This is a genomic window from Micromonospora thermarum (assembly GCF_012034245.1).
Taxonomy (GTDB): Bacteria; Actinomycetota; Actinomycetes; order Mycobacteriales; family Micromonosporaceae; genus Micromonospora; species Micromonospora thermarum.
Window position 1 is genome coordinate 222,804 of record NZ_JAATEO010000003.1, and the last position, 22,635, is coordinate 245,438.

20 protein-coding genes are annotated in these 22,635 nt (G+C 71.5%); 1 reads left to right on the forward strand and 19 read right to left on the reverse strand.

All coding sequences use genetic code 11. From position 1 onward, the window contains the following. Positions 1–77 precede the first annotated feature (77 nt). Positions 78–860 carry an IclR family transcriptional regulator gene (locus tag HCJ94_RS04425; RefSeq protein ID WP_167999648.1) on the reverse strand — a complete coding sequence of 261 codons (783 nt, stop codon included), beginning with the start codon at positions 858–860 and terminating at the stop codon, positions 78–80. A gap of 155 nt (positions 861–1,015) precedes the next feature. On the opposite strand from HCJ94_RS04425, the gene HCJ94_RS04430 reads away from it, so the two are divergent. Then, positions 1,016–2,206 carry an MFS transporter gene (locus tag HCJ94_RS04430; RefSeq protein ID WP_167999649.1) on the forward strand — a complete coding sequence of 397 codons (1,191 nt, stop codon included), beginning with the start codon at positions 1,016–1,018 and terminating at the stop codon, positions 2,204–2,206. 111 nt (positions 2,207–2,317) lie between these two features. Here the strand turns inward: HCJ94_RS04430 and HCJ94_RS04435 are convergent, their stop codons facing one another. The 18 genes from HCJ94_RS04435 to HCJ94_RS04520 form a co-directional block, all read right to left on the reverse strand. After that, the gene (locus tag HCJ94_RS04435) at positions 2,318–3,406 is read right to left on the reverse strand and encodes a polyprenyl synthetase family protein (RefSeq protein WP_167999650.1); all 1,089 of its coding nucleotides are present in this window, start codon (positions 3,404–3,406) and stop codon (positions 2,318–2,320) included. 102 nt (positions 3,407–3,508) lie between these two features. Beyond that, the gene (gene nuoN / locus HCJ94_RS04440; protein ID WP_167999651.1) at positions 3,509–5,062 is read right to left on the reverse strand and encodes an NADH-quinone oxidoreductase subunit NuoN; all 1,554 of its coding nucleotides are present in this window, start codon (positions 5,060–5,062) and stop codon (positions 3,509–3,511) included. Next, positions 5,059–6,675, reverse strand: a complete 1,617-nt coding sequence (locus HCJ94_RS04445; RefSeq protein ID WP_167999652.1) for an NADH-quinone oxidoreductase subunit M — start codon at positions 6,673–6,675, stop codon at positions 5,059–5,061. The genes nuoN and HCJ94_RS04445 overlap by 4 nt, the downstream gene beginning before the upstream one ends. Positions 6,676–6,754: 79 nt before the next feature. Then, positions 6,755–8,710: an NADH-quinone oxidoreductase subunit L gene (gene nuoL, locus HCJ94_RS04450; RefSeq protein ID WP_167999739.1), complete on the reverse strand. Its 1,956-nt coding sequence runs from the start codon at positions 8,708–8,710 to the stop codon at positions 6,755–6,757. Between the two features lie 13 nt (positions 8,711–8,723). Further along, positions 8,724–9,041 carry an NADH-quinone oxidoreductase subunit NuoK gene (nuoK, locus tag HCJ94_RS04455; protein ID WP_155329287.1) on the reverse strand — a complete coding sequence of 106 codons (318 nt, stop codon included), beginning with the start codon at positions 9,039–9,041 and terminating at the stop codon, positions 8,724–8,726. Continuing rightward, entirely contained in the window at positions 9,038–9,808 is a 771-nt protein-coding gene (locus HCJ94_RS04460; RefSeq protein ID WP_167999653.1) for an NADH-quinone oxidoreductase subunit J, read from the reverse strand. The genes nuoK and HCJ94_RS04460 overlap by 4 nt, the downstream gene beginning before the upstream one ends. After that, on the reverse strand, positions 9,805–10,440 hold the full coding sequence (nuoI, locus tag HCJ94_RS04465; RefSeq protein ID WP_167999654.1) for an NADH-quinone oxidoreductase subunit NuoI: 636 nt from the start codon (positions 10,438–10,440) through the stop codon (positions 9,805–9,807). Before nuoI ends, HCJ94_RS04460 begins: the two co-directional genes overlap by 4 nt. Position 10,441: 1 nt before the next feature. After that, positions 10,442–11,788 carry an NADH-quinone oxidoreductase subunit NuoH gene (gene nuoH / locus HCJ94_RS04470; protein ID WP_167999655.1) on the reverse strand — a complete coding sequence of 449 codons (1,347 nt, stop codon included), beginning with the start codon at positions 11,786–11,788 and terminating at the stop codon, positions 10,442–10,444. Continuing rightward, on the reverse strand, positions 11,785–14,298 hold the full coding sequence (locus HCJ94_RS04475; protein WP_167999656.1) for an NADH-quinone oxidoreductase subunit G: 2,514 nt from the start codon (positions 14,296–14,298) through the stop codon (positions 11,785–11,787). The genes nuoH and HCJ94_RS04475 overlap by 4 nt, the downstream gene beginning before the upstream one ends. Before the next feature lie 55 nt (positions 14,299–14,353). Then, positions 14,354–15,670 carry an NADH-quinone oxidoreductase subunit NuoF gene (gene nuoF / locus HCJ94_RS04480; protein WP_167999657.1) on the reverse strand — a complete coding sequence of 439 codons (1,317 nt, stop codon included), beginning with the start codon at positions 15,668–15,670 and terminating at the stop codon, positions 14,354–14,356. Continuing rightward, positions 15,667–16,806: an NADH-quinone oxidoreductase subunit NuoE gene (nuoE, locus tag HCJ94_RS04485; RefSeq protein ID WP_167999658.1), complete on the reverse strand. Its 1,140-nt coding sequence runs from the start codon at positions 16,804–16,806 to the stop codon at positions 15,667–15,669. Before nuoE ends, nuoF begins: the two co-directional genes overlap by 4 nt. Before the next feature lie 53 nt (positions 16,807–16,859). Further along, positions 16,860–18,185 carry an NADH-quinone oxidoreductase subunit D gene (locus HCJ94_RS04490; protein ID WP_167999659.1) on the reverse strand — a complete coding sequence of 442 codons (1,326 nt, stop codon included), beginning with the start codon at positions 18,183–18,185 and terminating at the stop codon, positions 16,860–16,862. Further along, positions 18,182–18,910 (reverse strand): NADH-quinone oxidoreductase subunit C, encoded by a 729-nt coding sequence (locus tag HCJ94_RS04495; protein WP_167999660.1) that lies wholly within the window; start codon positions 18,908–18,910, stop codon positions 18,182–18,184. The genes HCJ94_RS04490 and HCJ94_RS04495 overlap by 4 nt, the downstream gene beginning before the upstream one ends. After that, positions 18,907–19,587 (reverse strand): NuoB/complex I 20 kDa subunit family protein, encoded by a 681-nt coding sequence (locus HCJ94_RS04500; RefSeq protein WP_167999661.1) that lies wholly within the window; start codon positions 19,585–19,587, stop codon positions 18,907–18,909. The genes HCJ94_RS04495 and HCJ94_RS04500 overlap by 4 nt, the downstream gene beginning before the upstream one ends. A gap of 14 nt (positions 19,588–19,601) precedes the next feature. Then, the gene (locus HCJ94_RS04505; RefSeq protein WP_155329297.1) at positions 19,602–19,967 is read right to left on the reverse strand and encodes an NADH-quinone oxidoreductase subunit A; all 366 of its coding nucleotides are present in this window, start codon (positions 19,965–19,967) and stop codon (positions 19,602–19,604) included. A gap of 131 nt (positions 19,968–20,098) precedes the next feature. Continuing rightward, complete coding sequence (locus tag HCJ94_RS04510) at positions 20,099–21,373, reverse strand: geranylgeranyl reductase family protein (protein ID WP_167999662.1); 1,275 nt, start codon at positions 21,371–21,373, stop codon at positions 20,099–20,101. Between the two features lie 179 nt (positions 21,374–21,552). Continuing rightward, the gene (locus tag HCJ94_RS04515; RefSeq protein WP_167999663.1) at positions 21,553–21,780 is read right to left on the reverse strand and encodes a hypothetical protein; all 228 of its coding nucleotides are present in this window, start codon (positions 21,778–21,780) and stop codon (positions 21,553–21,555) included. A gap of 62 nt (positions 21,781–21,842) precedes the next feature. Then, a complete protein-coding gene (locus HCJ94_RS04520; protein WP_167999664.1) occupies positions 21,843–22,553 on the reverse strand; it encodes a demethylmenaquinone methyltransferase in 711 nt (236 codons plus the stop codon). Positions 22,554–22,635: the final 82 nt, after the last annotated feature.

Here is a 22,635-nt window from a genome sequence, read left to right on the forward strand (position 1 = left end):
TCTCCCAGCCGGGGAGAGGGCCCGTCCACGTCCGGTCGTCACCCACCTGCCGCCGGGGAGCCGTGCCCGGCCGGCCGTCAGCTCTCGGCGGCGAGGCTGTCGGCGATGGTGCGGGCGGTGGTGAGCAGCTTCGCGCGGACCACCCGGGCGGAGGTCATCATCTCGCTGGCCGGCAGCGCACAGGCGAGCACCACGCGACGCTCCATGTCCTTGTCGGGAGTCACCAGCACCGCCGCGCAGGCCACCCCCTGCTTGTACTGGCCCAGCTCCATCTGCATCCCCCGCCGGTCCCCCGCCGCCAGGTCGGCCTCGAACGCCTCGACCGTGGTCAGCGTGGCGGAGGTGAACGGACGCATGCCGTACTCCCGCAGGTAGCGGAACCGCTGCTCGGCCGTGAGTGTCGCGAGCAGCGCCTTGCCGAGCGCGGTGGCGTGCGCCCCCTCGTCGAAGCCGGGAACGAGGTCCTCCAGGTACGGCGAGCGCGGCCCCTCGGCGACCGCCGTGATCGCCACCTGCCCGCCGATGAACTTGCCGAGGTAGTGGCTGTAGCCGGTGTCGGCGGCGGCGCGGCGCAGGCACTCCCCGACCGCCTGCGGCCCCCGGAAGGCCGTGACCAGCTCGCGGTAGCGGTCGGCCACCTCCAGGCCGACGATGTACGTGCCGTCCTCGCGGCGGATCACGTAGCCCTCGTACGCCAGCGTCCGGACCAGGTGGTAGGTGGTCGCCACGGTCAGCTCGCACCGTCGGGCGATCTGCTTGACGGTCAGCCCCTTCGGGGCACGGCCGACCGACTCGAGCACTCGCAGCGCGCGGGACACGCTCCGGATCAGGTCCGAAGGTTCCGCCAAGGGGTCGCGCACAACCACCTCCGCCAGCCGGGGACTTACACCATATGAAATACGTGCCCCGCGCGAAATGCCTGATCGGGTGGAGGATGCTAGATCGTCACCCACCGGCCGTACCCGTCCGGCCACGAAGGGTGGACTGAGAACGCCTCGCGTAGGTTGTTCAGATCATGGTCGACAGCGCGCTTCAACCCCCCGCCACCCCGACCCGTCCCCTGCGGGCCGCCGCCGGTGCCATCGCCGTCACCATCGCCTGCGTCCTGCCGGTCTTCCTGGTCGGCGGGCTCGCCGTGCAGATGGGCGACGAGCTGGACTTCTCCCCGGCCGGCCTCGGCGTGGTCGTCTCGGTCTACTTCGGCGTCGGCGCGCTGGCGTCGGTGCCCTCCGGCACGCTCGCCGAGCGGTACGGCCCGGCCGTCGTCGCCCGGGCCGGCATCCTGGTGTCCGCGGGCGCCATGCTGGCGGTCGCCGGGCTCGCCCGGTCGTACCCGGTGCTGGTCGGCCTGCTCGCGCTGGCCGGCACGGCCAACGCCCTGGGCCAGCTCGCCAGCAACGCCGCGCTCGCCCGGCACGTCCCGGTGCGGCGGCAGGGGCTGTCCTTCGGGGTGAAGCAGGCGGCCATCCCGGTCTCCACGCTGCTGGCCGGGGTGGCGGTGCCGACCGTGGCGCTGACCGTCGGGTGGCGCTGGGCGTTCGTGGTGGCCGCCGGCGCCGCCCTGGCCGTGCTGCCGGCCGTGTCCGCACGGGAGCCCCGCCCGGTCCGGGCGGCCGCCCCGGCGCGGGGTGGGCGCGCCACCGGGGCGTTGGTCGTCGTGGGGGTGGCCGCGACCCTCGCCGCCGCCTCGGCGAACGCCCTCGGCACCTTCGTCGTGGACTCCGCCGCCGCCCGGGGCCTGGCTCCCGGGCTGGCCGGCCTGACGCTGACCCTCGGGAGCGCCGTCTGCGTCGCGGCCCGGGTCGGCGCCGGCTGGCTCGCCGACCGCCGGGCGAGCGGTCACGTGGCGGTCATCGCCGGGATGCTGGTGGTCGGTGCCGCCGGGCTGGGTCTGCTCGCGGTGACCGGGCCGGTCCCGCTGGTGGTCGGCGTGGTGCTCGGCTTCGGTCTGGGCTGGGCGTGGCCCGGGCTGATGAACTTCGCCGTGGTCCGGCTCCATCCGCAGGCTCCGGCCTCCGCCACCTCCATCACGCAGACCGGCGTGTACGCGGGCGGCTGCCTGGGCCCCCTGTCGCTCGGCCCCCTGGCAGCGCACGCGGGCTACCCGGCGATGTGGACCACGGCAGCCGTCTCGATGCTGCTGGCCGCCGCCCTGATGCTGACCGGCAGCCGCCTCCTGTCGACCCCACCCGCCGAACCGAGTTGATCATGGGGTTGACGGGTGGTTCCGCGATCGACTCACCCGCTGAGCCCATGATCAACGCGGACCCGGTTCCGGGTGGGCCCGGGCGCGGCCCGGTCAGCTGGTGCGGTGCGGTCAGCTGGTGCGGTCGGCGATGTAGTCGCAGAGGGATTCGAGGGCGTGGCGGGCCGGGCTCTGCGGAAGGGGCGCCAGCCGGGCGCGGGCGTCCTCGGCGTAGCTGCGGACCGTCTCCCGGGCCCGCTTGAGGGCCGGGCTCTCCCGGAGCAGGCCGAGGGCCTCGGCGTGCAGGTCGTCGTCGGTGAGCGCGCCGGTCGCCAGGATCTCCCGCAGCCGCACCGACGAGGCGTCCGCGTCGTCGGAGGCGAGCGCGTACAGCACGGGCAGGGTCGGGACGCCCTCGCGCAGGTCGGTGCCGGGCGTCTTGCCCGACTGCACCGACTCGCTGGCGATGTCGAGCAGGTCGTCGGAGAGCTGGAAGGCCACGCCGATGGTCTCGCCGTAGCCGGCGAGCGCCTCGGTGTGCTCCGGGCTGGCGCCGCCGAACATGCCGCCGAAACGCGCCGAGGTGGCGATCAGCGACCCGGTCTTCTCCGCGATGACGTTCAGGTAGTGCACCACCGGGTCGTCGCCCGGCCGCGGCCCGACGGTCTCCGCGATCTGGCCGTGCACCAGGCGCGCGAACGTCCGGGCCTGAAGGCGGACGGCCTCCGTGCCCAGGTCGGCCGCCATGTCCGCGGCTCGGGCGAAGAGGTAGTCGCCCACCAGGATGGCGACCGAGTTCGTCCAGCGGGAGTTGGCGCTGGGGGCTCCCCGGCGCACGGGCGCCTCGTCCATGACGTCGTCGTGGTAGAGCGTCGCCAGGTGAGTGAGCTCCATCACCACCGCCGCCGGGACGACCTGCGCGCCCGCCGGGTCACCGAACTGGGCACCGAGGGCCACCAGCAGCGGCCGGAACCGCTTGCCGCCGGCCTCGACCAGGTGTCGGGCGGCCTCGGTCACGAACGGGTCGGCACTCGCCACGCTCGCCCGCAGCTCGGCCTCGACGGACTCCAGCACACCCAGCACCGACGCCTCGACGCGGGCATCGGCGAGGTGAAGGCCGAGCGCGCCGAACTGACCCGTGCTCTCCCCCCGGCCCGGGCGGACGCCCGCGCCGGTGGCACCTGAACGCTCGCCAGCCGGATTCACCACGTCTCCAACCATGCCACACCCGTTCGACCAGCTCCGGGCCGGGGATGGCAGAGGCTCCGCAGACGCCGTGGGGGCCGGTACGCGAACGCGTACCGGCCCCCACGGGCAGCGGACTCAGCGCACGAACTCGGCGGCTCCCGTGGCCAGGTCGAGCAGCGGCGCCGGGGCGACGCCGAGGACCAGGGTGGCGATCACGCCGATCATCAGCGCGGCCGAGGTGAGCCCACCGGGGACGGTCACCGTCGGGGTCGACTCGCCGGGCTCGGAGAGCCACATCATCACGACCACCCGCAGGTACGGGAAGGCCAGCACCATGCTGGTCAGCACACCGGCGATCACCAGCCACGCCTGCCCGCCGTCCAGCGCCGGACCGAAGACCGCGAACTTGCTGGTGAAACCGCTGGTCAGCGGGATACCGGCGAACGCGAGCAGGATGAAGGTGAACAGCGCCGCGTAGAACGGCGAACGGCGGCCCAGGCCCGCCCACCGGGACAGGTGGGTCGCCTCCCCGTCGGCGTCCCGGACCAGGGTCACCACGGCGAACGCGGCCAGCACCGAGAAGCCGTACGCCACCAGGTAGAACATCGTCCCGGAGACGCCCTCGCTGTTCGGCGCGAGCACGCCGACCAGCAGGTAACCGGCGTTCGCGATCGACGAGTACGCGAGCAGCCGCTTGATGTCGGTCTGCGTGACCGCCAGCACCGCCCCGACCAGCATGGTCAGCACCGCCACCACGCCGAGGACCGGGGTGAAGTCCCACCGGGCCCCCTCGAACGCCACGTGGAAGACCCGCAGCAGGGCGCCGAACGCGGCGACCTTCGTGCAGGCGGCCATGAAGCCGGTGACCGGCGTGGGCGCACCCTGGTAGACGTCCGGCGTCCAGACGTGGAACGGCGCGGCGGCGGCCTTGAACAGCAGGCCGATGGCGAGCAGCGCCATGCCGGCGAAGAGCAGCACCGGGCTGGCCGGGCTGTCGGTGACGGCGGCGTGGACGGTGGCGAAGTCCACCCCGGCCGGGCGGTCCGGGATGCCGGCGGTGAAGCCGTACACCAGGGCGACGCCGAACAGGAAGAACGCCGAGGCGTACGCGCCGAGCATGAAGTACTTCAGCGCCGCCTCCTGGCTCAGCAGGCGCCGGCGGCGGGCCAGCGCGCAGAGCAGGTAGAGCGGCAGCGAGAAGACCTCCAGCGCGATGAACATGGTCAGCAGGTCGTTCGCCGCCACGAAGATCAGCATGCCGCCGATCGCGAACGTGGTCAGCGGGTAGACCTCGGTGAGGCCGTTGGCGCCCTCGGCCTGCCGCCGGTCGTCGGCCGACTCGGCGGTGACCGCCGCCTGGGCCACGAACGCCCCGCCCCGCTCGACGGTGCGCTCACCGATGAGCAGCAGCGCCATCGCCGCGAGCACGAGGATCGCGCCCTGGAGGAAGAGGGCCGGGCCATCCACCGCGATCGCCCCACCGATGGTGATGAGGCGGTCGTCGGCGTTCAGCACGACCATGGTCAGCGCGGCGAGCACGGCCAGCAGCGCCACCGACAACTGCACCACGTGCCGCAGCCGCCGCGGGACGAACGCCTCGACCAGGACACCGACCAGCGCGGCGCCCAGCATGATGAGCGTCGGCGCGAGCGCCGCGTAGTCGATCGACGGCAGTTTCAGCTCAGTCATTTGGCCGCCTCCTGGACGTTGCCCACCGACGGGGCCGGGTCGGTCCTGCCGATGTCCTGCATGGTGGCCTGCACGGCCGGGTTGATCACGTCGGTGACCGGCTTCGGGTAGAAGCCGAGCAGCACGATCAGCGCGATCAGCGGGGCCACCACGACCTTCTCGCGCAGGTTGAGGTCACGCTTCATGCCGTCGACCTCGGTCAGCGCCGGGTTGAGGGTGCCCTGGGTGGTGCGCTGCACCATCCACAGGACGTACGCGGCGGCCAGGATGATGCCGAGCGTGGCGATCACCGCCACCGGCTTGTTCACCGTGAAGGTGCCGATCAGCACCAGGAACTCGGAGATGAACGGCGCGGTGCCGGGCAGCGCCAGCGAGGCGAGGCCGGCGAAGAAGAGCACCCCGGCCAGGACCGGGACCAGCTTGCCGGCGCCGCCGAAGTCGCTGATCAGGGCGGAGCCGCGCCGGGCGATCAGCATGCCGACGACCAGGAAGAGCAGGCCGGTGGCGAGACCGTGGTTGACCATGTACAGCACCGCGCCGGTGGCCGCCTGGCTGGTGAAGGCGAAGATGCCGACCCCGATGAAGCCGAAGTGGGCGATCGACGTGTACGACACGAGCCGCTTGAGGTCGTTCTGGCCGACCGCGAGCAGCGCCGCGTAGATGATGCCGATCAGGCCCAGCGCCAGCGCCCACGGGGCGAACCACTTGGCCGCGTCCGGGAACAGCGGGAGGCAGTAGCGCAGGATGCCGAACGTCCCGACCTTGTCCAGCACGCCGACCAGCAGGGCGGCGGCACCGGCCGGCGCCGCGCCACCGGCGTCCGGCAGCCAGGTGTGGAACGGGAAGAACGGCGCCTTGATCGCGAACGCGAGGAAGAACCCGAGGAACAGCCAGCGCTCGGTGCCGGTGGAGATGTCCACCTGGCTCAGCGCCACCCAGTCGAACGTCTTCCCGCCGACCACCCACAGGCCGATCACCGCGGCGAGCATGAAGAGACCGCCGACCAGGGAGTAGAGGAAGAACTTGACCGCCGCGTACTGCCGCTGGTGGCCGCCGTAGCTGCCGATGAGGAAGTACATCGGCACCAGCATGACCTCGAAGAACACGTAGAACAGGAAGACGTCGGCGGCGGCGAAGACGCCGATCATCGTGCACTCGAGGACCAGCAGCAACGCGAAGTACATTGGCACCGACCGCTTCGAGGTAGCGGGGATTCCGGCGCGCGCCGGTCCATCCTGCCGGTCGGCGCCGGCTCCGCGGTCGGTCGCGGTCGGCGCCCCGGAACCCCCGTCCGCGTCGTGCCAGGACGCCAGGATCACCAGCGGCACCAGCACCGCGATCAGCATCAGCATGACCAGCGCGATGCCGTCGGCGGCGAAGGTGAAGTTGACGCCCCAGTTGGGGATCCACGGGTACGACTCGCGGAACTGGAACCGCTCACCGCCGGTCTGCCAGGTCACCCACATGACCACCGAGAGCGCCAGCACCAGCAACGACCAGCCAAGCGCCACCTGCTTGGCCAGTTCCGGCCGGTGACGGGGCAGGAGGGCGACCACGAGGGCGCCGACGAGCGGCGCCACCGTGAGCACGGAGAGGAACGGAAAGTCGGACATTACGCGGCCTTACCTCCGTCGTCACTGCGCGGTCCGCCGGCGACGGCCGCGTGCGAGGCCGACAGCCTCTTCAGGTCGATCACGCCAGCCACCCCGCCTCGACGGCCAGGAAGGCCGCCACCACCAGCAGGGCGCCGGCCAGGATCGAGGTGGCGTACGACCGGACGAAGCCGGTCTGCAGCCGCCGGAGCCGGCCCGATCCGCCGCCCACCCCGGCGGCGAGGCCGTTGACCAGCCCGTCGATGCCGCGGTTGTCGAGGTAGACCAGCGCCCGGGTGAGGAAGATGCCCGGCTTCTCGAAGACCGCCTCGTTGACGGCGTCGGTGTAGAGGTTCTTCCGGGCCGCGGTGACCAGCACCCCGGCCGGCTGCGGCTCGGTGGCCGTACCGGCCCGGAACAGGAACCAGGCCAGGCCGGCGCCGACCACGGTGACCAGGATCGACAGGATCGTGATGGCGAGGTGCGACAGCACCGCCTCGTGCGCCTCGGTCTGGCCGCCCAGCCCGGCGGTGGCCTCCAGCCACGACGGCACCGGGCCGGCCATCAGCGCACCCGCCGCGACCGAGCCGACGGCGAGCAGGACCAGCGGGATCGTCATGAGCTTCGGCGACTCGTGCGGGTGGTCGATGTCCTCGGTCCAGCGGGCCGGGCCGTGGAAGGTCAGCACGAACAGCCGGGTCATGTAGAACGCGGTGAGCCCGGCACCGAGCAGGGCCGCCGTGCCGAACAGCCAGGCCGTCCAGCCCTCCCGCTCGAACGCGGCCACGATGATCGGCTCCTTCGAGAAGAAGCCGGAGAACGGCGGCAGGCCGATGATGGCCAGCCAGCCCGTCATGAAGGTCAGCCAGGTGATCTTCATGTACTTCGACAGCCCACCGAAACGGCGGATGTCGACCTGGTCCTTCATGCCGTGCATGACCGAGCCGGCGCCGAGGAACATGTTGGCCTTGAAGAAGCCGTGCGCCAGCAGGTGCACGATGGCCAGCGCGTACGCCGCCCCGCCGAGGCCGACGCCGAGGAACATGTAGCCGATCTGGCTGACCGTCGACCAGGCGAGCACCCGCTTGATGTCGTCCTTCGCGGCGCCGATGACGCAGCCGATCAGCAGGGTCAGCGCGCCGACGCTCACCACGACCAGCTGGAGCGTCGAGTTGGCCGAGAAGATCGGGTTCGACCGGGCGATCAGGTAGACGCCCGCGGTGACCATCGTGGCCGCGTGGATGAGCGCGGAGACCGGGGTCGGGCCCTCCATCGCGTCCGGGAGCCACGCCTGGAGCGGGAACTGGCCGGACTTGCCGGTCGCGCCGAGCAGCAGGAGCAGGCCGAGCAGGAGGACCGTGGTCGAGGTCAGGGCACCGACCCCGCTGAAGACCTCGTCGTACTGCGTGGTGCCCAGGGTGGCGAACATGATGAAGATGCCGATCGCCAGGCCGGCGTCGCCGACCCGGTTCATCAGGAACGCCTTCTTGCCGGCCGTGGCGGCGCTCGGCCGCTCGTACCAGAAGGAGATCAGCAGGTACGACGCCAGACCGACGCCCTCCCAGCCGAAGTAGAGCATCACGTAGTTGTTGCCGAGCACCAGCAGGAGCATGGCGGCGACGAACAGGTTGAAGTACCCGAAGAAGCGCCGGCGCCCGGCGTCGTGCGCCATGTACTCCACCGCGTACAGGTGGATCAGGAAACCCACCCCGGTGATCAGCAGGACGAAGACCGCAGCCAGCGGATCGAAGAGCAGGCCGAAGTCCACCCGCAGGTCACCGACGGCGATGAACTCCCACAGGCTCAGCTCGACGGACCGGTTCTCCAGGCCGCGCAGCTGGAGGAAGTAGGTCAGGCCGAGCACGAACGCGACGCCGATCGACGCGACGCCGAGCCAGTGCCCCCACCGGTCCGCCCGGCGGCCGAGCAGGAGCAGGATCGCGGCGCTGACCAGCGGGATCGCGACGAGCAGCCAGACGCTGCCCAGCAGCCCGTCGGCCGGCGCGTACGTGACGGTGCCCACCGGTTCGACCGGAGCGTTCGCCAGAATCTCCATCACCGCAGGCCCCTCAGTACTTCAGCAGGTTGGCGTCATCGACGCTCGCCGAGCGCCGGGTCCGGAAGATCGCCATGATGATCGCGAGCCCGACCACGACCTCGGCCGCGGCCACCACCATCACGAAGAACGCCATGATCTGGCCGTTGAGGTCACCGTTGATCCGGCTGAAGGTGACCAGGGTCAGGTTGGCCGCGTTGAGCATCAGCTCGACGCACATGAACAGCACGATGGCGTTCCGCCGGATGAGCACCCCGGCGGCGCCGATGGTGAACAGCACCGCGGCGAGCACCAGGTAGTAGTTCGGTTCGACCGAGAAGAACTCGTTCACTTGTCGGTCCCCTTCAGCGAGATCTCCTCGGCGGTCAGCTCGCGGACCGGCAGGATGTCCGGGGTGCTCCGCTCGGTCAGCCGGCCGTCGGGCAGGCGGGCCGGGGTGGCGACCGACGAGGAGGTGGCGAAGACACCCGGGCCGGGCTTCGGGCCGGGGTAGTTGCCGGGGCGGAACCGCGCCTTCATGGTGGCGACCTGGTCCAGCCTGTCCTCCTTGCGGCGCTCGATGTGCGCGAGCACCATCGCGCCGACCGCCGCGGTGATGAGCAGCGCCGAGGTCAGCTCGAACGCGAAGACGTACTTCGTGAACAGCAGCCGGGCGATGCCCTGCACGTTGCCCTCGGTGTTGGCCGCGGTCAGTCCGGCGGCGGTGCCGCCGTCCAGCGCCCGGTACACGCCGGTGCCCACCAGGCCGGCGAAGCCGAGCCCGAGGAGGATCGCCGCGACCCGCTGGCCCCGCAGCGTCTCGATCAGCGAGTCGGACGCGTCACGGCCGACCAGCATCAGCACGAACAGGAAGAGCATCATGATCGCGCCGGTGTAGACGATGATCTGCACCATGCCGATGAACGGCCCGGCCTGGAGCACGTAGAACACGCCCAGGCAGAGCATCGTCAGCACCAGCCAGAGCGCCGAGTGCACGGCGTTGCGCGCGGCGATCATGCCGATCGCGCCGAGCAGCGCCAGCGGCGCGAGGATCCAGAAGGTGACCGCCTCGCCGCCGGACACCGAGCCCGCCGCGGCGAGCACCGTCTGCGTGGTCATGCTCCGTCTCCCTTGCCGGCCCGTTGCGCGGCCTGCTCGGCACCGGGGAACGTGACCCCCGGGTGCTCGTCGAGCTGGTAGCGGCCGGGGCCCATCGGCGAGTGCTCCGCGCCAGCCGAGGTGCCCGGGTTCTCCAGCGCGCCGACGTAGTAGTCCTTCTCGCTGTCGCCGAGCCGCATCGGGTGCGGCGGCTGCTCCATGCCCGGCAGCAGCGGCGCGAGCAGCTGCTCCTTGGTGAAGATCAGATCCTGCCGGTTGTCCCGGGCCAGCTCGTACTCGTTGCTCATGGTGAGCGAACGGGTCGGGCAGGCCTCGATGCAGAGCCCGCAGAAGATGCAGCGGGCGTAGTTGATCTGGTAGACGCTGGCGTACCGCTCACCCGGGGAGAAGCGCTGCTCCTCGGTGTTGTCGCCACCCTCGACGTAGATCGCGTCCGCCGGGCAGGCCCAGGCGCAGAGCTCGCAGCCGATGCACTTCTCCAGGCCGTCCGGGTGCCGGTTGAGGATGTGCCGCCCGTGGTAGCGCGGCGCCGAGACCGGCGGCTTGAACGGGTAGTCGGTGGTGACGACCTTCTTGAACATGTGCGAGAAGGTGACCCCGAAGCCCTTGAACGTTCCGGTGATCGCGCCCACGTCACACCTCCCTGGAATCCGTGCCGGCGGCGATGTTGGCCGGCTCCCGCTCGGCGACGACGCGCCGGGTCCGCGGGCTCGGTGGCACCTGAAGGTCCAGCGGGGGCAGCGGGAAGCTGCCCGGTGGACGGTTGTTGACCTGCTCCGCCAGCGTCGGCTTCGGCGTCGGCTTGCGGGTCGGCCAGAACAGCGTGGCGAGCAGGAGGAGGCCGGCGGGGATGCCGACCGCGATCAGCTTGCTGCGGTTGTCCCAGTCCTCGATCGACCGCAGGCCGGAGAGCACCAGGATCCAGACCAGGTTGATCGGGAGCAGGACCTTCCACCCGAAGCGCATGAACTGGTCGTAGCGCAGCCGGGGCAGCGTGCCCCGCAGCCAGACGAAGACGAAGACCAGGGCGACGACCTTGCCGAAGAACCACAGCATCGGCCACCAGCCGGAGTTCGCTCCCTCCCAGATGGTGATCGGCCACGGCGCGTGCCAGCCGCCGAGGAAGAGCGTCACGGTGACCGCGGACATCGTCACCATCGCCACGTACTCGCTGAGCATGAAGAGTGCGAACTTCAGCGAGCTGTACTCGGTCATGAAGCCCGCGACCAGCTCCGACTCCGCCTCCGGCAGGTCGAACGGCGCGCGGTTCGTCTCACCGACCGTGGCGATGAAGAAGATGATGAAGCTCGGCAGCAGCAGGATCGCGTACCAGCCGGGCGCCGGGATCTCGGTGCCGAACACGGTCAGCCGGGTGGCGTCGCCCTGCTTGGCGACGATCCCGCTGGTCGACATCGTGCCGGCGGTCATGAACACCGCGACGATGCTCAGGCCCATCGCGACCTCGTACGAGATCATCTGGGCGGTGGAGCGCAGACCACCGAGCAGCGGGTACGTCGAGCCGGAGGCCCACCCGCCCAGCACGACGCCGTAGACGGCCAGCGAGGAGCAGGCCAGCACCACCAGCACCGCCACCGGCACGTCGGTGACCTGCAGCGGCGTCCAGTGCCCGAAGATGCTGACCATCGGGCCGAACGGGATCACCGACAGCGCGGTGACCGCACAGACCACCGAGATGACCGGCGCGAAGAAGTAGACGACCTTGTCCGCGGCCTTCGGAAGGATGTCCTCCTTGAAGGCCATCTTCAGGCCGTCGGCGAGGGTCTGGAGCAGGCCGAACGGGCCGACCTGGTTCGGGCCGGGCCGCACCGCCATCCGACCGACGACCCGCCGCTCGAACCAGACCCCGAGCAGGGTGGCGAGCAGACCGAAGGCGAACGCGAAGACGATCTTGCCGAGGACCAGCCACCACGGGTCCCGGCCGAAGTCCGCCAGCGTCGGGTCCTGCGCGAGGAAGGTCATGAGACACCCCCGGAGTTGAGGAGCGGGCCGGGACGGCCGGCGACGTCGGCGGTGACCGGCGCGTCGGCCTGCTGGGGAACGGCCGACGTGGTCGCGGCGGAGACCCGCACGATCGCGCCGGACGTGGCGCCCAGGCTGCGGCGGACCGTCGAGCCGGGCGAGTTGGTCGGCAGCCAGACGACGCCGTCCGGCATCTCGGTCACCGCGGCCGGAAGCGTGATCGCGCCCCGGTCGGTGCCGACGGTCACCGGGTCGCCGTCGGCCACGCCGATCGCCTCCGCGGTGCCCTTGCCCAGCCGGACCACCGGCGGGCGGGCGGTGCCCGCGAGGTGCTCGTCGCCGTCGGTCAGGCTGCCCAGGTCGATCAGCTGGTGCCAGGTGGCGAGCACCGCCTCGCCGGCGCCGGGCTCCGGCACCGTCACCGGGGCCACCGACGGCGCGGCCGGCCGGGTGGTGCGGGTATGCGGCAGGCCGCCCAGCTCGCGGCGGACGGTCGGCACGTCGGCGGTGCCGAGCCGCACGTCGAGGTGCGCGGCGAGCGCGTCCAGCACCCGGCCGTCGGTCATCGCCGCGGTGTGCAGGACCGCCTCGAAGGTCCGCAGCCGCCCCTCCCAGTCCAGGAAGCTGCCGGCCTTCTCGACCACCGGGGCGACCGGGAAGACGACGTCGGCCCGCCGGGCCACCGCGCTGTTCCGCAGTTCCAGGCTGACCAGGAACGGCACCGCGTCCAGCGCCGCCTCGGCCTGGCGCGGGTCGGCCAGGTCGGCCGGGTCGACCCCGGCCACCACCAGCGCGCCGAGCTGGCCGGCGGCCGCCGCGGCGAGGATGCCGTCGGTGTCGCGGCCGGCCTGGCTGGGGATGACGCCGGCCGGGATGTCCCACGCCTCGCCCAGCTCGGCCCGCGCGGCCGGCTCGGTGACCAGCCGGCCACCGGGGAGCAGGTTCGGCAGGCAACCCGCGTCGACCGCGCCGCGGTCACCGGCGCGTCGCGGCACCCAGGCCAGCTTCGCGCCGGTACGCCGGGCGACGTCCGCCGCGGCGGAGAGCCCGCCCGGCACGGCACCCAGCCGCTCGCCGACGATCAGGATGGCCCCCGGCTGGCTCAGCGCCTCGGCGACCGTGGCGTGCTCGGCGAGCACGCTCGCCTCCTCGCCCGGAACCACCCGGGCCAGCTTGGCGCCGAGCTTCTCCAGGCCGCGCGTCGCGAACGGCGCGAGCGCGTACACCGTCAGGGTCTTCTTCAGGTACGCCTTGCGCAGCCGCAGGAAGAGGATCGGGCACTCCTCCTCCGGCTCCAGGCCGACCAGAACCACCGCTGGCGCCTTCTCGACGTCGGCGTAGGTGACGTCGGTGCTGCCGGCGACGGAACTGGCCAGGAAGTCGGCCTCCTCGCGGGAGACCGGGCGGGCCCGGAAGTCGATGTCGTTGGTGTTCAGCGCGATCCGGGCGAACTTCGCGTACGCGTACGCGTCCTCGACGGTCAACCGGCCGCCGGTGAGCACGGCCGTGCCCTGCCCGCCGTCCCGCGCCGCGCGGAGGCCCTCGGCGGCGACGGTCAGCGCCTCGCTCCACGACGCCTCGCGCAGCTCACCGGTGCGCGCGTCCCGCACCAGCGGGGTGGTGAGCCGGTCGAAGGCGCGGGCGTACTGGAAGCCCCAGCGTCCCTTGTCGCAGTTCCACTCCTCGTTGACCGCCGGGTCGTCGCCGGCCAGCCGCCGCAGCACCTTGCCGCGTCGCCAGTCGGTGCGCTGGGCGCAGCCGGCCGAGCAGTGCTCGCAGACGCTCGGGCTGGAGACCAGGTCGAAGGGGCGGGCCCGGAACCGGTACTGCGCGCCGGTCAGCGCGCCCACCGGGCAGATCTGGACCGTGTTGCCGGAGAAGTACGAGTTGAACGGCACGTCCCCGTCGTCGCCCTCGGTGCCGTACGCCTCGTCCCGATAGATGTTGATCTCCTCGGCGGAAGACCGGTTCATCAGGTCGATGAACTTGTCACCGGCGATCTCCTCCGAGAACCGGGTGCAGCGCTGGCAGAGGACGCAGCGCTCGCGGTCGAGCAGCACTTGCGTGCTGATCTCCATCGGCTTCTCGTACTCCCGCTTGTGCTCGTGGAACCGGGAGTCGGTGCGGCCGGTCGACATCGCCTGGTTCTGCAACGGGCACTCGCCGCCCTTGTCGCACATCGGGCAGTCGAGGGGGTGGTTCACCAGCAGCAGCTCCATGATCCCCTCCTGCGCCTTCTTAGCGACCGGGGAGGTGAGCTGCGTCTTCACGACCATGCCGTCGGCGACGGTCTGGGTGCAGGAGGCGACCGGCTTGCGCTGCCCCTCCACCTCGACCAGGCACTGGCGGCAGGCGCCGGCCGGGGCCAGCAGCGGGTGGTCGCAGAACCGCGGGATCTCGATGCCCATCTGCTCGGCGACCCGGATCAGCAGCGTCCCCTTGGGAGCGGTGACCTGGATCCCGTCGATGGTGAGCGTGACCGTCTCGGTCTGCTTGGCTACATCGGTCATCAGAGTCGCCCTTCATTCGCGACTGCGGGACTCGCAAGCTCATTCCTCGCGCTCATCAATGCGCTCCGACCAGCTGCTTGTCGGAGAGCTTCGGAGCGTTACGTCCCTCGATGTAGTCGAGGTAGTCCTGCTTGAAGTACTTCAGCGACGAGGTCACCGGGCTGGTCGCACCGTCACCCAGGCCGCAGAACGAGCGGCCGAGGATGTTGTCGCAGGTGTCCAGCAGGGTGTCCAGGTCCTCGTGGGTGCCCTGACCGGAGAGGATCCGACGGTAGACGCGGACCATCCAGTAGTTGCCCTCACGGCACGGGGTGCACTTGCCGCACGACTCGTGGTGGTAGAACTCCAGCCACCGGTAGGTCGCGTACACCGGGCAGTCCTGGTCGGAGAAGATCTGCGTGGCCGTGGTGCCGAGGATCGACCCGGCCGCCGCCACTCCCTCGAAGTCCAGGGGCACGTCCAGGTGCTCGGCGGTGAGCAGTGGCGTCGACGAGCCGCCCGGCGTCCAGAACCTCAGGTTGTGGCCGGGCTGCATGCCGCCGGCCAGCTCGATCAGCTCGCGGAGCGTGATGCCCATCGAGCACTCGTACTGGCCGGGGTTGGCGATCCGGCCGGAGAGCGAGTAGATCATCGGACCGGACGACTTCTCGGTGCCCATGGTCCGCCACCAGTCCGCGCCACCGAGCACGATGTACGGGACGCTGGCGATGGTGCCGACGTTGTTCACCACGGTCGGGCTGGCGTACAGGCCGTGGGTCGCCGGGAACGGCGGGCGCAGCCGGGGCTGGCCCCGGAAGCCCTCCAGCGAGTCCAGCAGCGCGGTCTCCTCGCCGCAGATGTACGCCCCGGCTCCCGAGTGCACCACCAGGTCCAGGTCGAACCGGGACCCGAGGATGTTCTTCCCCAGGTAGCCCTTGGCGTACGCCTCCTGCACGGCGTTGCGCAGCCGGCGCGCGGCGTGCACGGCCTCACCGCGGATGTAGATGTACGCGCGGTTGGCCCGGATCGCGTACGACGCGATGATCACGCCCTCGACCAGCGCGTGCGGGTCGTGCGTCATCAGCGGCAGGTCCTTGCAGGTGCCCGGCTCGCCCTCATCGGCGTTGACCACGAGGTAGTGCGGCTTGCCGTCGCCCTGCGGGATGAACCCCCACTTGAGACCGGTCGGGAAGCCCGCACCGCCACGACCACGCAGCCCGGAGTCCTTGATGAGCTGGATCAGGTCGTCCGGGTGGGCCTTGAGCGCCTTCCGCAGCGCCGCATACCCGTCGAGCTTCTCGTAGGTGCCGATCCGCCAGGCGTCCGGCGACAGCCAGCGCTTCGTGAGCACCGGCGTGAGCTTGGCCAGCGTCTCCGGCCGCGGAGTGGTCACTTCTGGGCCCCCCTGTCGCTCGCGTTGGGGGAGCCCGCACCGGCCCCCGCCTCCGCTTCCCTGAGGTTGCGCTCCTGCGCCCCGGCCTCGTCGCCGGCGGGCTTGCCGTCGCCGGCCGGCGGGTTCGCCGCCGCGCCCGCGGCCTCGGCCTCCTGTGCGTCGCGGGGCGACGGGGGTACGCCGTCCGCCGGCACCTTCGTGCCCGGCGCGTCGGGGACCGCCGTCTGCGCGTCCGGCTGCCGGGTCTCGGCCGCCCGCACCTCGGGCGACTTGGCGTCCGGCGCCTTGACGTCCCGCGTGGTGCTGCCGGCCGCCGCGGCCGCCGGAGCCGGCTCGCCCGCGCCGGCGTTGCCGGCCGGTCGCGCGCCGTTGCCCGCGGCCGGCGTGCCGGCCTCCGCCTTCGCGGCCGGAGCCGGCTTCGGAGCCGCGGCCTTCGCCTTCTCGGCGGCCTCCGCCTTGCTGCGGATGGGCGTGTTCGGGTCGAATCCGGACACCGCGATGCCGTGCTCCTGCGCCAGCCGAAGCCCGCGCAGGGTCGGCTCGCCCGGGACGCCGTCGGCGACCGCGCCCTCGCGCTCGTCGGCGAACCCGGCGAGCTGCACCGACATCTCCTTGAGCGTGCAGAGCCGGGCACCCCGGCTCGGCACCGGGCGTCCCCCGGCGCGCAGCTCGTCGACCACGCCGACCGCCGTCTGCGGGTCCACGTTGTCGAAGAAGTCGTAGTTGACCGTCATCACCGGGCCGTAGTCGCACGCCGCCAGGCACTCGGCGTGCTCCAGGGTGATCGTCCCGTCGGCGGTGGTCTCGTCGTGCCCGACGCCGAGGTGCTCGGCGAGGGTGTCGTAGACCTCCTGGCCGCCCAGCACGTTGCACATCGTGTTGGTGCAGACGCTGACCAGCCAGTCACCGGTCGGGCGGCGCTTGTACATCGTGTAGAAGGAGGCCACCGCGCCGACCTGGGCCTTGTTCAGTCCCAGCACCTCCGCGCAGAACGCGATGCCGGCCGGGGAGACGTACCCCTCCTCGGACTGCACCAGGTGCAGCAGCGGCAGCAGCGCCGAGCGGGACCGGTCAGCCGGGTAGCGGGCGATGATCTCCCGTGCCCGCGCCCGGGTCTCTTCGGTGAAAACAGTCATCGGAGTCGCCTTTCCGTTCGCGACCGCGGGGCCCGCAAGCTCGCTCCTCGCGCTCACCGGTCACACCCGCCCATGACCGGGTCCAGCGAGGCGCCGCCGGCGATCACGTCGGCGATCAGGCCGCCCTCGGCCATCGCCGGGAGGGCCTGGAGGTTGACGAAGCTCGGCTCGCGGTAGTGCACCCGGTACGGCCGGGTGCCGCCGTCGGAGACCGCGTGCACGCCCAGCTCGCCGCGCGGCGACTCGACCGCGACGTAGACCTGGCCCGGCGGGACCCGGAAGCCCTCGGTGACGAGCTTGAAGTGGTGGATCAGCGACTCCATCGACTGACCCATGATCTTCGCGACGTGCTCCAGCGAGTTGCCCATGCCGTCGACGCCGATGGCGAGCTGCGCCGGCCATGCGATCTTCTTGTCGGCCACCATCACCGGGCCCGGCTTGAGCCGGTCCAGCGCCTGCTCGACCAGCTTCAGCGACTCCCGCATCTCGGCGAGCCGGACCAGGTAGCGGCCCCACACGTCGCCGTCGGTGTGCGTCGGCACGTCGAACTCGTACGTCTCGTAGCCGCAGTACGGCATGGTCTTGCGCAGGTCCCAGGCCAGCCCGGCGGAGCGCAGCACCGGGCCGGTCACGCCGAGCGCGACACAGCCGGTCACGTCGAGCACCGCCACGTTCTGCGTCCGCTCGAGCCAGATCGGCTGGCCGGAGAGCAGGTTCTCGTAGTCCTTGAGCTTCTTCGGCATCAGCTTCAGGAAGTCGCGGATCTTGGCGACCGCCTCGTCCGGCACGTCCTGCGCCACGCCGCCCGGCCGGACGTACGCGTGGTTCATCCGCAGGCCGGTGATCAGCTCGAAGATCTCCAGGATGTGCTCCCGCTCGCGGAAGCCGTACAGCATCATGTTGACCGCGCCCAGCTCCATGGCCGTGGTGGCCACCCAGACCAGGTGCGAGGAGATCCGGTTCAGCTCCATCATCAGCACCCGGATGGTGGTCGCCCGCTCCGTGATCTGCTCCTCGATGCCGAGCAGCTTCTCCACCGCCAGCGCGTACGCCGTCTCGTTGAACAGCGGCGACAGGTAGTCCATCCGGGTCACGAACGTCGAGCCCTGGACCCAGTTGCGGTACTCCAGGTTCTTCTCGATGCCGGTGTGCAGGTAGCCGACGACCGAGCGGGCCTCGCGGACCGTCTCGCCCTCCAGCTCCAGGATCAGCCGGAGCACGCCGTGCGTGGACGGGTGCTGCGGACCCATGTTGACGACGATCCGCTCGTCGTTGATCGGGTCGGTGCCGGAGACGACGTCGTCCCAGTCCCCACCCGTGACGGTGAAGACCTTGCCCTCGGTGGTCTCGCGCTCGGTGGCGTAGTTGGACGCGGTCACTGGTACGACCTCCTCCGGTCCGGCGGCGGGATCTCGGCGCCCTTGTACTCGACGGGCACGCCGCCGAGCGGGTAGTCCTTGCGCTGCGGGTGGCCCTCCCAGTCGTCCGGCATGAGGATCCGGGTCAGGTTGGGGTGGCCGTCGAAGACGATGCCGAACATGTCGTACGTCTCCCGCTCCTGCCAGTCGGCGGTCGGGTAGACGCCGGTCACGCTCGGCAGGTGCGGATCCTCGGCGGAGACCGCGGCCTCCAGCCGGACCCGGCGCCGGTACGTCATCGAGGTGAGCTGGTAGACCACGTGCAGCCGGCGCTCGTCGGCGCCGAGGTAGTCCACCCCGGACACCGAGGAGCACAGCTCGAAGCGGAGCGCGAGGTCGTCCCGCATGACCTGGCAGACCTCGGCGATCCGCTCGGGGCGGACGTGCAGGGTCAGCTCGCCCCGGTCGACCACGACCTTCTCGATCGCGTCCGCGAAGCCCGGGTACGCCTCCTCCAGCGCGTCGGTGACCTCGTCGAAGTACCCGCCGTACGGGCGCGGCGAGTCCTCGACGGTGCGGCGCGGGCGGACCAGGCCGCCGTAGCCGGAGACGTCGCCGGTGCCCTGGTTGCCGAACATGCCGCGGCCGGCCGGGGGGTACTCGGCCGGGGCGCCGCTGGTGGCGCCGGCCGGGGTCACCGGTACCGGTACGCCGCCGTCGTTCGGCCTGTCCTGAGGTGCGGTCACTTCTTCACGCCCCCGTACTGCTGCAGGTGGGTCTGGGCCTTCATCCAGTTCTCGATCCGCAGCTGCTCCTCGCGGCCCTCGCGGACGGCCTTCGTCCACTCGGCGCGCCGGGCCTTGTCGCTGCGGTACGACGACGGCATCGAGCCGTACGGCACCACCGGCACGTCGCCGCGGGCCTGGCGGGCCTCCAGCATCTTGCGACCGTTCGGGCCCAGCGGCTCGTGCATGATCTTCTCGCGGAGCTTGAGGATCGCGTCGATGAGCATCTCCGGCCGTGGCGGGCAGCCGGGCAGGTACATGTCCACCGGGACCACGTGGTCGACGCCCTGGACGATCGCGTAGTTGTTGAACATGCCGCCGCTGCTGGCGCACACGCCCATCGACAGCACCCAGCGGGGCTCGGCCATCTGGTCGTAGATCTGGCGGAGCACCGGGGCCATCTTCTGGCTCACCCGGCCGGCCACGATCATGAGGTCCGCCTGCCGGGGCGAGGCCCGGAAGACCTCCATGCCCCAGCGGCCCATGTCGTAGTGGGGGCCGCCGGCCGCCATCATCTCGATGGCGCAGCAGGCGAGGCCGAAGGTGGCACCCCAGACCGACGACTTGCGCGACCAGTTGACCAGCTTCTCCACCGAGGTGAGCAGGACGCCGGCGGGGAGCTTCTCCTCGATACCCATCTGAGGTTCCTCCCTCAGTCCCAGTCCAGGCCGCCGCGCCGCCACACGTAGGCGTACGCGACGAAGACCGCGACGATGAACAGGACCATCTCCACGAAGCCGAAGATCGGCAGGGCGTCGAACGAGACCGCCCAGGGGTAGAGGAAGATGATCTCGATGTCGAAGACGATGAAGAGCATCGCCGTCAGGTAGAACTTGATCGGGAACCGGCCGCCACCGACCGGCTGCGGGCTGGGCTCGATGCCGCACTCGTACGCCTCGAGCTTGGCCTTGTTGTAGCGGCGAGGGCCGGCGAGGCGGGCGGCCGCCACGGAGAACAGGGCGAACCCCGCGGCAAGGGCGAACAGCCCGATGATCGGTACGTAAGGCGAGAGCGACATCGTTTCTCCTGCTCGTCCTTCCCTGCCCTCGGTGCTTGACGAAAATCACACTATTCACGTCCCTGCCGGGGGCTACCGGCGGGGGGTCGATCTTTGTCCGCGCCCGGGACGTCGCCGGCCCCGGGCACCCGCTACACGGCCGGCGCCGCCTTCGACATCGCGTTGATGACCCGGTCCATCGCGTCCCCGCCACGGGGGTCGGTCAGGTTGGCCAGCAGCTTGAGCACGAAGCGCATGAGCGTCGGGTGCGGCATGCCGTACCTCGTGGCGGCCCGCATGACCTCCGGGCGGCCGATCAGCTTCACGAAGATGCCGCCGAGCCGGTAGTAGCCGCCGAACCGCGCCTTCAGCTCCGTCGGGTACGCCATCAGCGCCCGCTCCCGCTCGGCGCCGGCCGGGCGGGCGAGGGCCTGCACCGCGATCTCCGCGGCCAGCTCACCCGACTCCATCGCGTACGCGATGCCCTCGCCGTTGAACGGGTTGACCATGCCGCCGGAGTCACCGACGAGCAGCACCCCGCGGGTGTAGTGCGGCACCCGGTTGAAGCCCATCGGCAGCGCCGCGCCGAGGATCGGCCCCTCGGCGTTCGTCTCGTCGGTCATCCCCCACTCCTCGGGGGTGTTGGCGAGCCAGTCGGTGAGCAGCCGCCGGTAGTTCGTCTTGCCGAAGGCCGACGAGGAGTTGAGGACGCCGAGGCCGACGTTGACCCGGCCGTCGCCCAGCCCGAAGATCCAGCCGTAGCCGGGCAGCAGGGCGTCGCTGCCCTTGCTGCGCAGCTCCAACCAGGACTCGAGGTAGTCGTCGTCGTGCTTCGCCTCGCAGCGGTAGTACCGCCGGACGGCCACGCCGATCGGCCGGTCCTCCCGCTTGGCCAGCCCGAGGGCGAGCGGGAAGCGGCCGGAGACGCCGTCCGCCGCGACCACCAGGGGCGCGCGGAAGGTGGCCGGCTCCTTGTCGGGGCCCGCCTCGGCCTCCACACCGACCACCCGGCCGTCGCCGTCGAGCACCGGGCCGACGACGTTCACGCTGGTGCGCAGCTTGGCCCCGGCGGCCACCGCCCGCTGGGCGAGCAGGTCGTCGAAGTCCAGCCGGGTGCGCACCAGGCCGTAGTTGGGGAAGCTGGCCAGGTCGGGCCAGTCCAGTTCGAGCCGGACGCCGCCGCCGATCACCCGCAGGCCCCGGTTGCGCAGCCAGCCGGCCTCGGTCGAGGTGTCCACACCCATGCGGATCAGCTGCCGCACCGCACGTGGGGTCAGCCCGTCACCGCAGACCTTCTCCCGGGGGAACTCGGTCTTCTCCAGCAGCAGCACCCGTACGCCGTGCCGAGCCAGGTGGTACGCGGTCGCCGACCCACCGGGACCGGCGCCCACGACGATCACCTCGGCGTCGTTCTCCACCGTGGTCATCCGCGCCTCCTCCCGCGTGCTCGTGAAATGCTTCACAAGCCAGACGGTGTGGAGTCTATGACCGGCGTTACACCCCTGCCTGGTGAGGGGTACCTAACTTGCCGGAAACAGGCCGCTCAGCGGCGGGCCAACCCGGGCGTCGGCACCGTTTCGGTGGCGAGCCGGACGCGCGGGCGAGGTCAGCGGCGGGCCGGGGCGGCGTCGAGCCCGGCTTCGGCCCGGATGGTCGCCGGCAGGTGGTCGCGCAACGCCCCGCCGGCCGCCCGATCCAGCGCGGCCAGCACCTCGGCCACCACCTGACGCACGTCGGCGGGATCCGCCCCGGCCAGCTCCTTGAGCTGGGCGATGAGTTCGGCGGCGTCGTCGTCGGTGGGTGCCGTGGCGTCCGCCCGGTCGCGTCCCGTCATGGGGCGAGCCTACGGAACAAAATGGACTATATCCGCATATTCACGAAAAGCTGGGTGATCGGTCAGGCCCGGGTCGCGCGGTGCAGGGCCACGATGCCGCCGCTCAGGTTGCGCCAGCCCACCCGGCCCCACCCGGCCGCCCCGATCCGCGCCGCCAGCGCCGCCTGGTCCGGCCAGGCCCGGATCGACTCCGCGAGGTAGACGTACGCGTCGGGGTTGCTGGAGACCGCACGCGCCACCGCCGGGAGCGACCGCATGAGGTACGACAGGTAGACCGTGCGGAACGCCGGGTTCACCGGCGTGCTGAACTCGCACACCACCAGCCGGCCACCCGGCTTCGTGACCCGGGCCAGCTCACGCAGCGCCGCGTCGGTGTCGTTGACGTTGCGCAGTGCGAAGGAGATGGTCACCGCGTCGAAGCTCGCGTCGGCGAAGGGCAGCCGCAGCGCGTCGCCGGCCAGCAGCGGCACGGCCGGGCGGCTCCGCTTGCCGGCGTGCAGCATGCCGAGCGAGAGGTCGGCGCCGACCGCGTACGCGCCCGAGTGGGCCAGCTCCTCGGTCGAGACGCCGGTGCCGGCGCCCACGTCGAGCACCCGCTCGCCCGGCCGCAGGTCGAGCGCGGCCCGGGTCGCCCGCCGCCAGGACCGGTCCTGCCCGAAGGAGAGGACGGTGTTGGTCAGGTCGTAGCGGGCGGCCACACCGTCGAACATCGCGGCGACCTCGTGCGGCTGCTTGTCCAGGCTGGCGCGCTGGCCCTGGGGGGTACGGCTCACCCCTCCACTCTGCCAGCCGCACGTAAGACCGAGGGAAGGGCCCCTTGTTGACACCCGACTCTGCCGCGGGGCCGACAGGTGA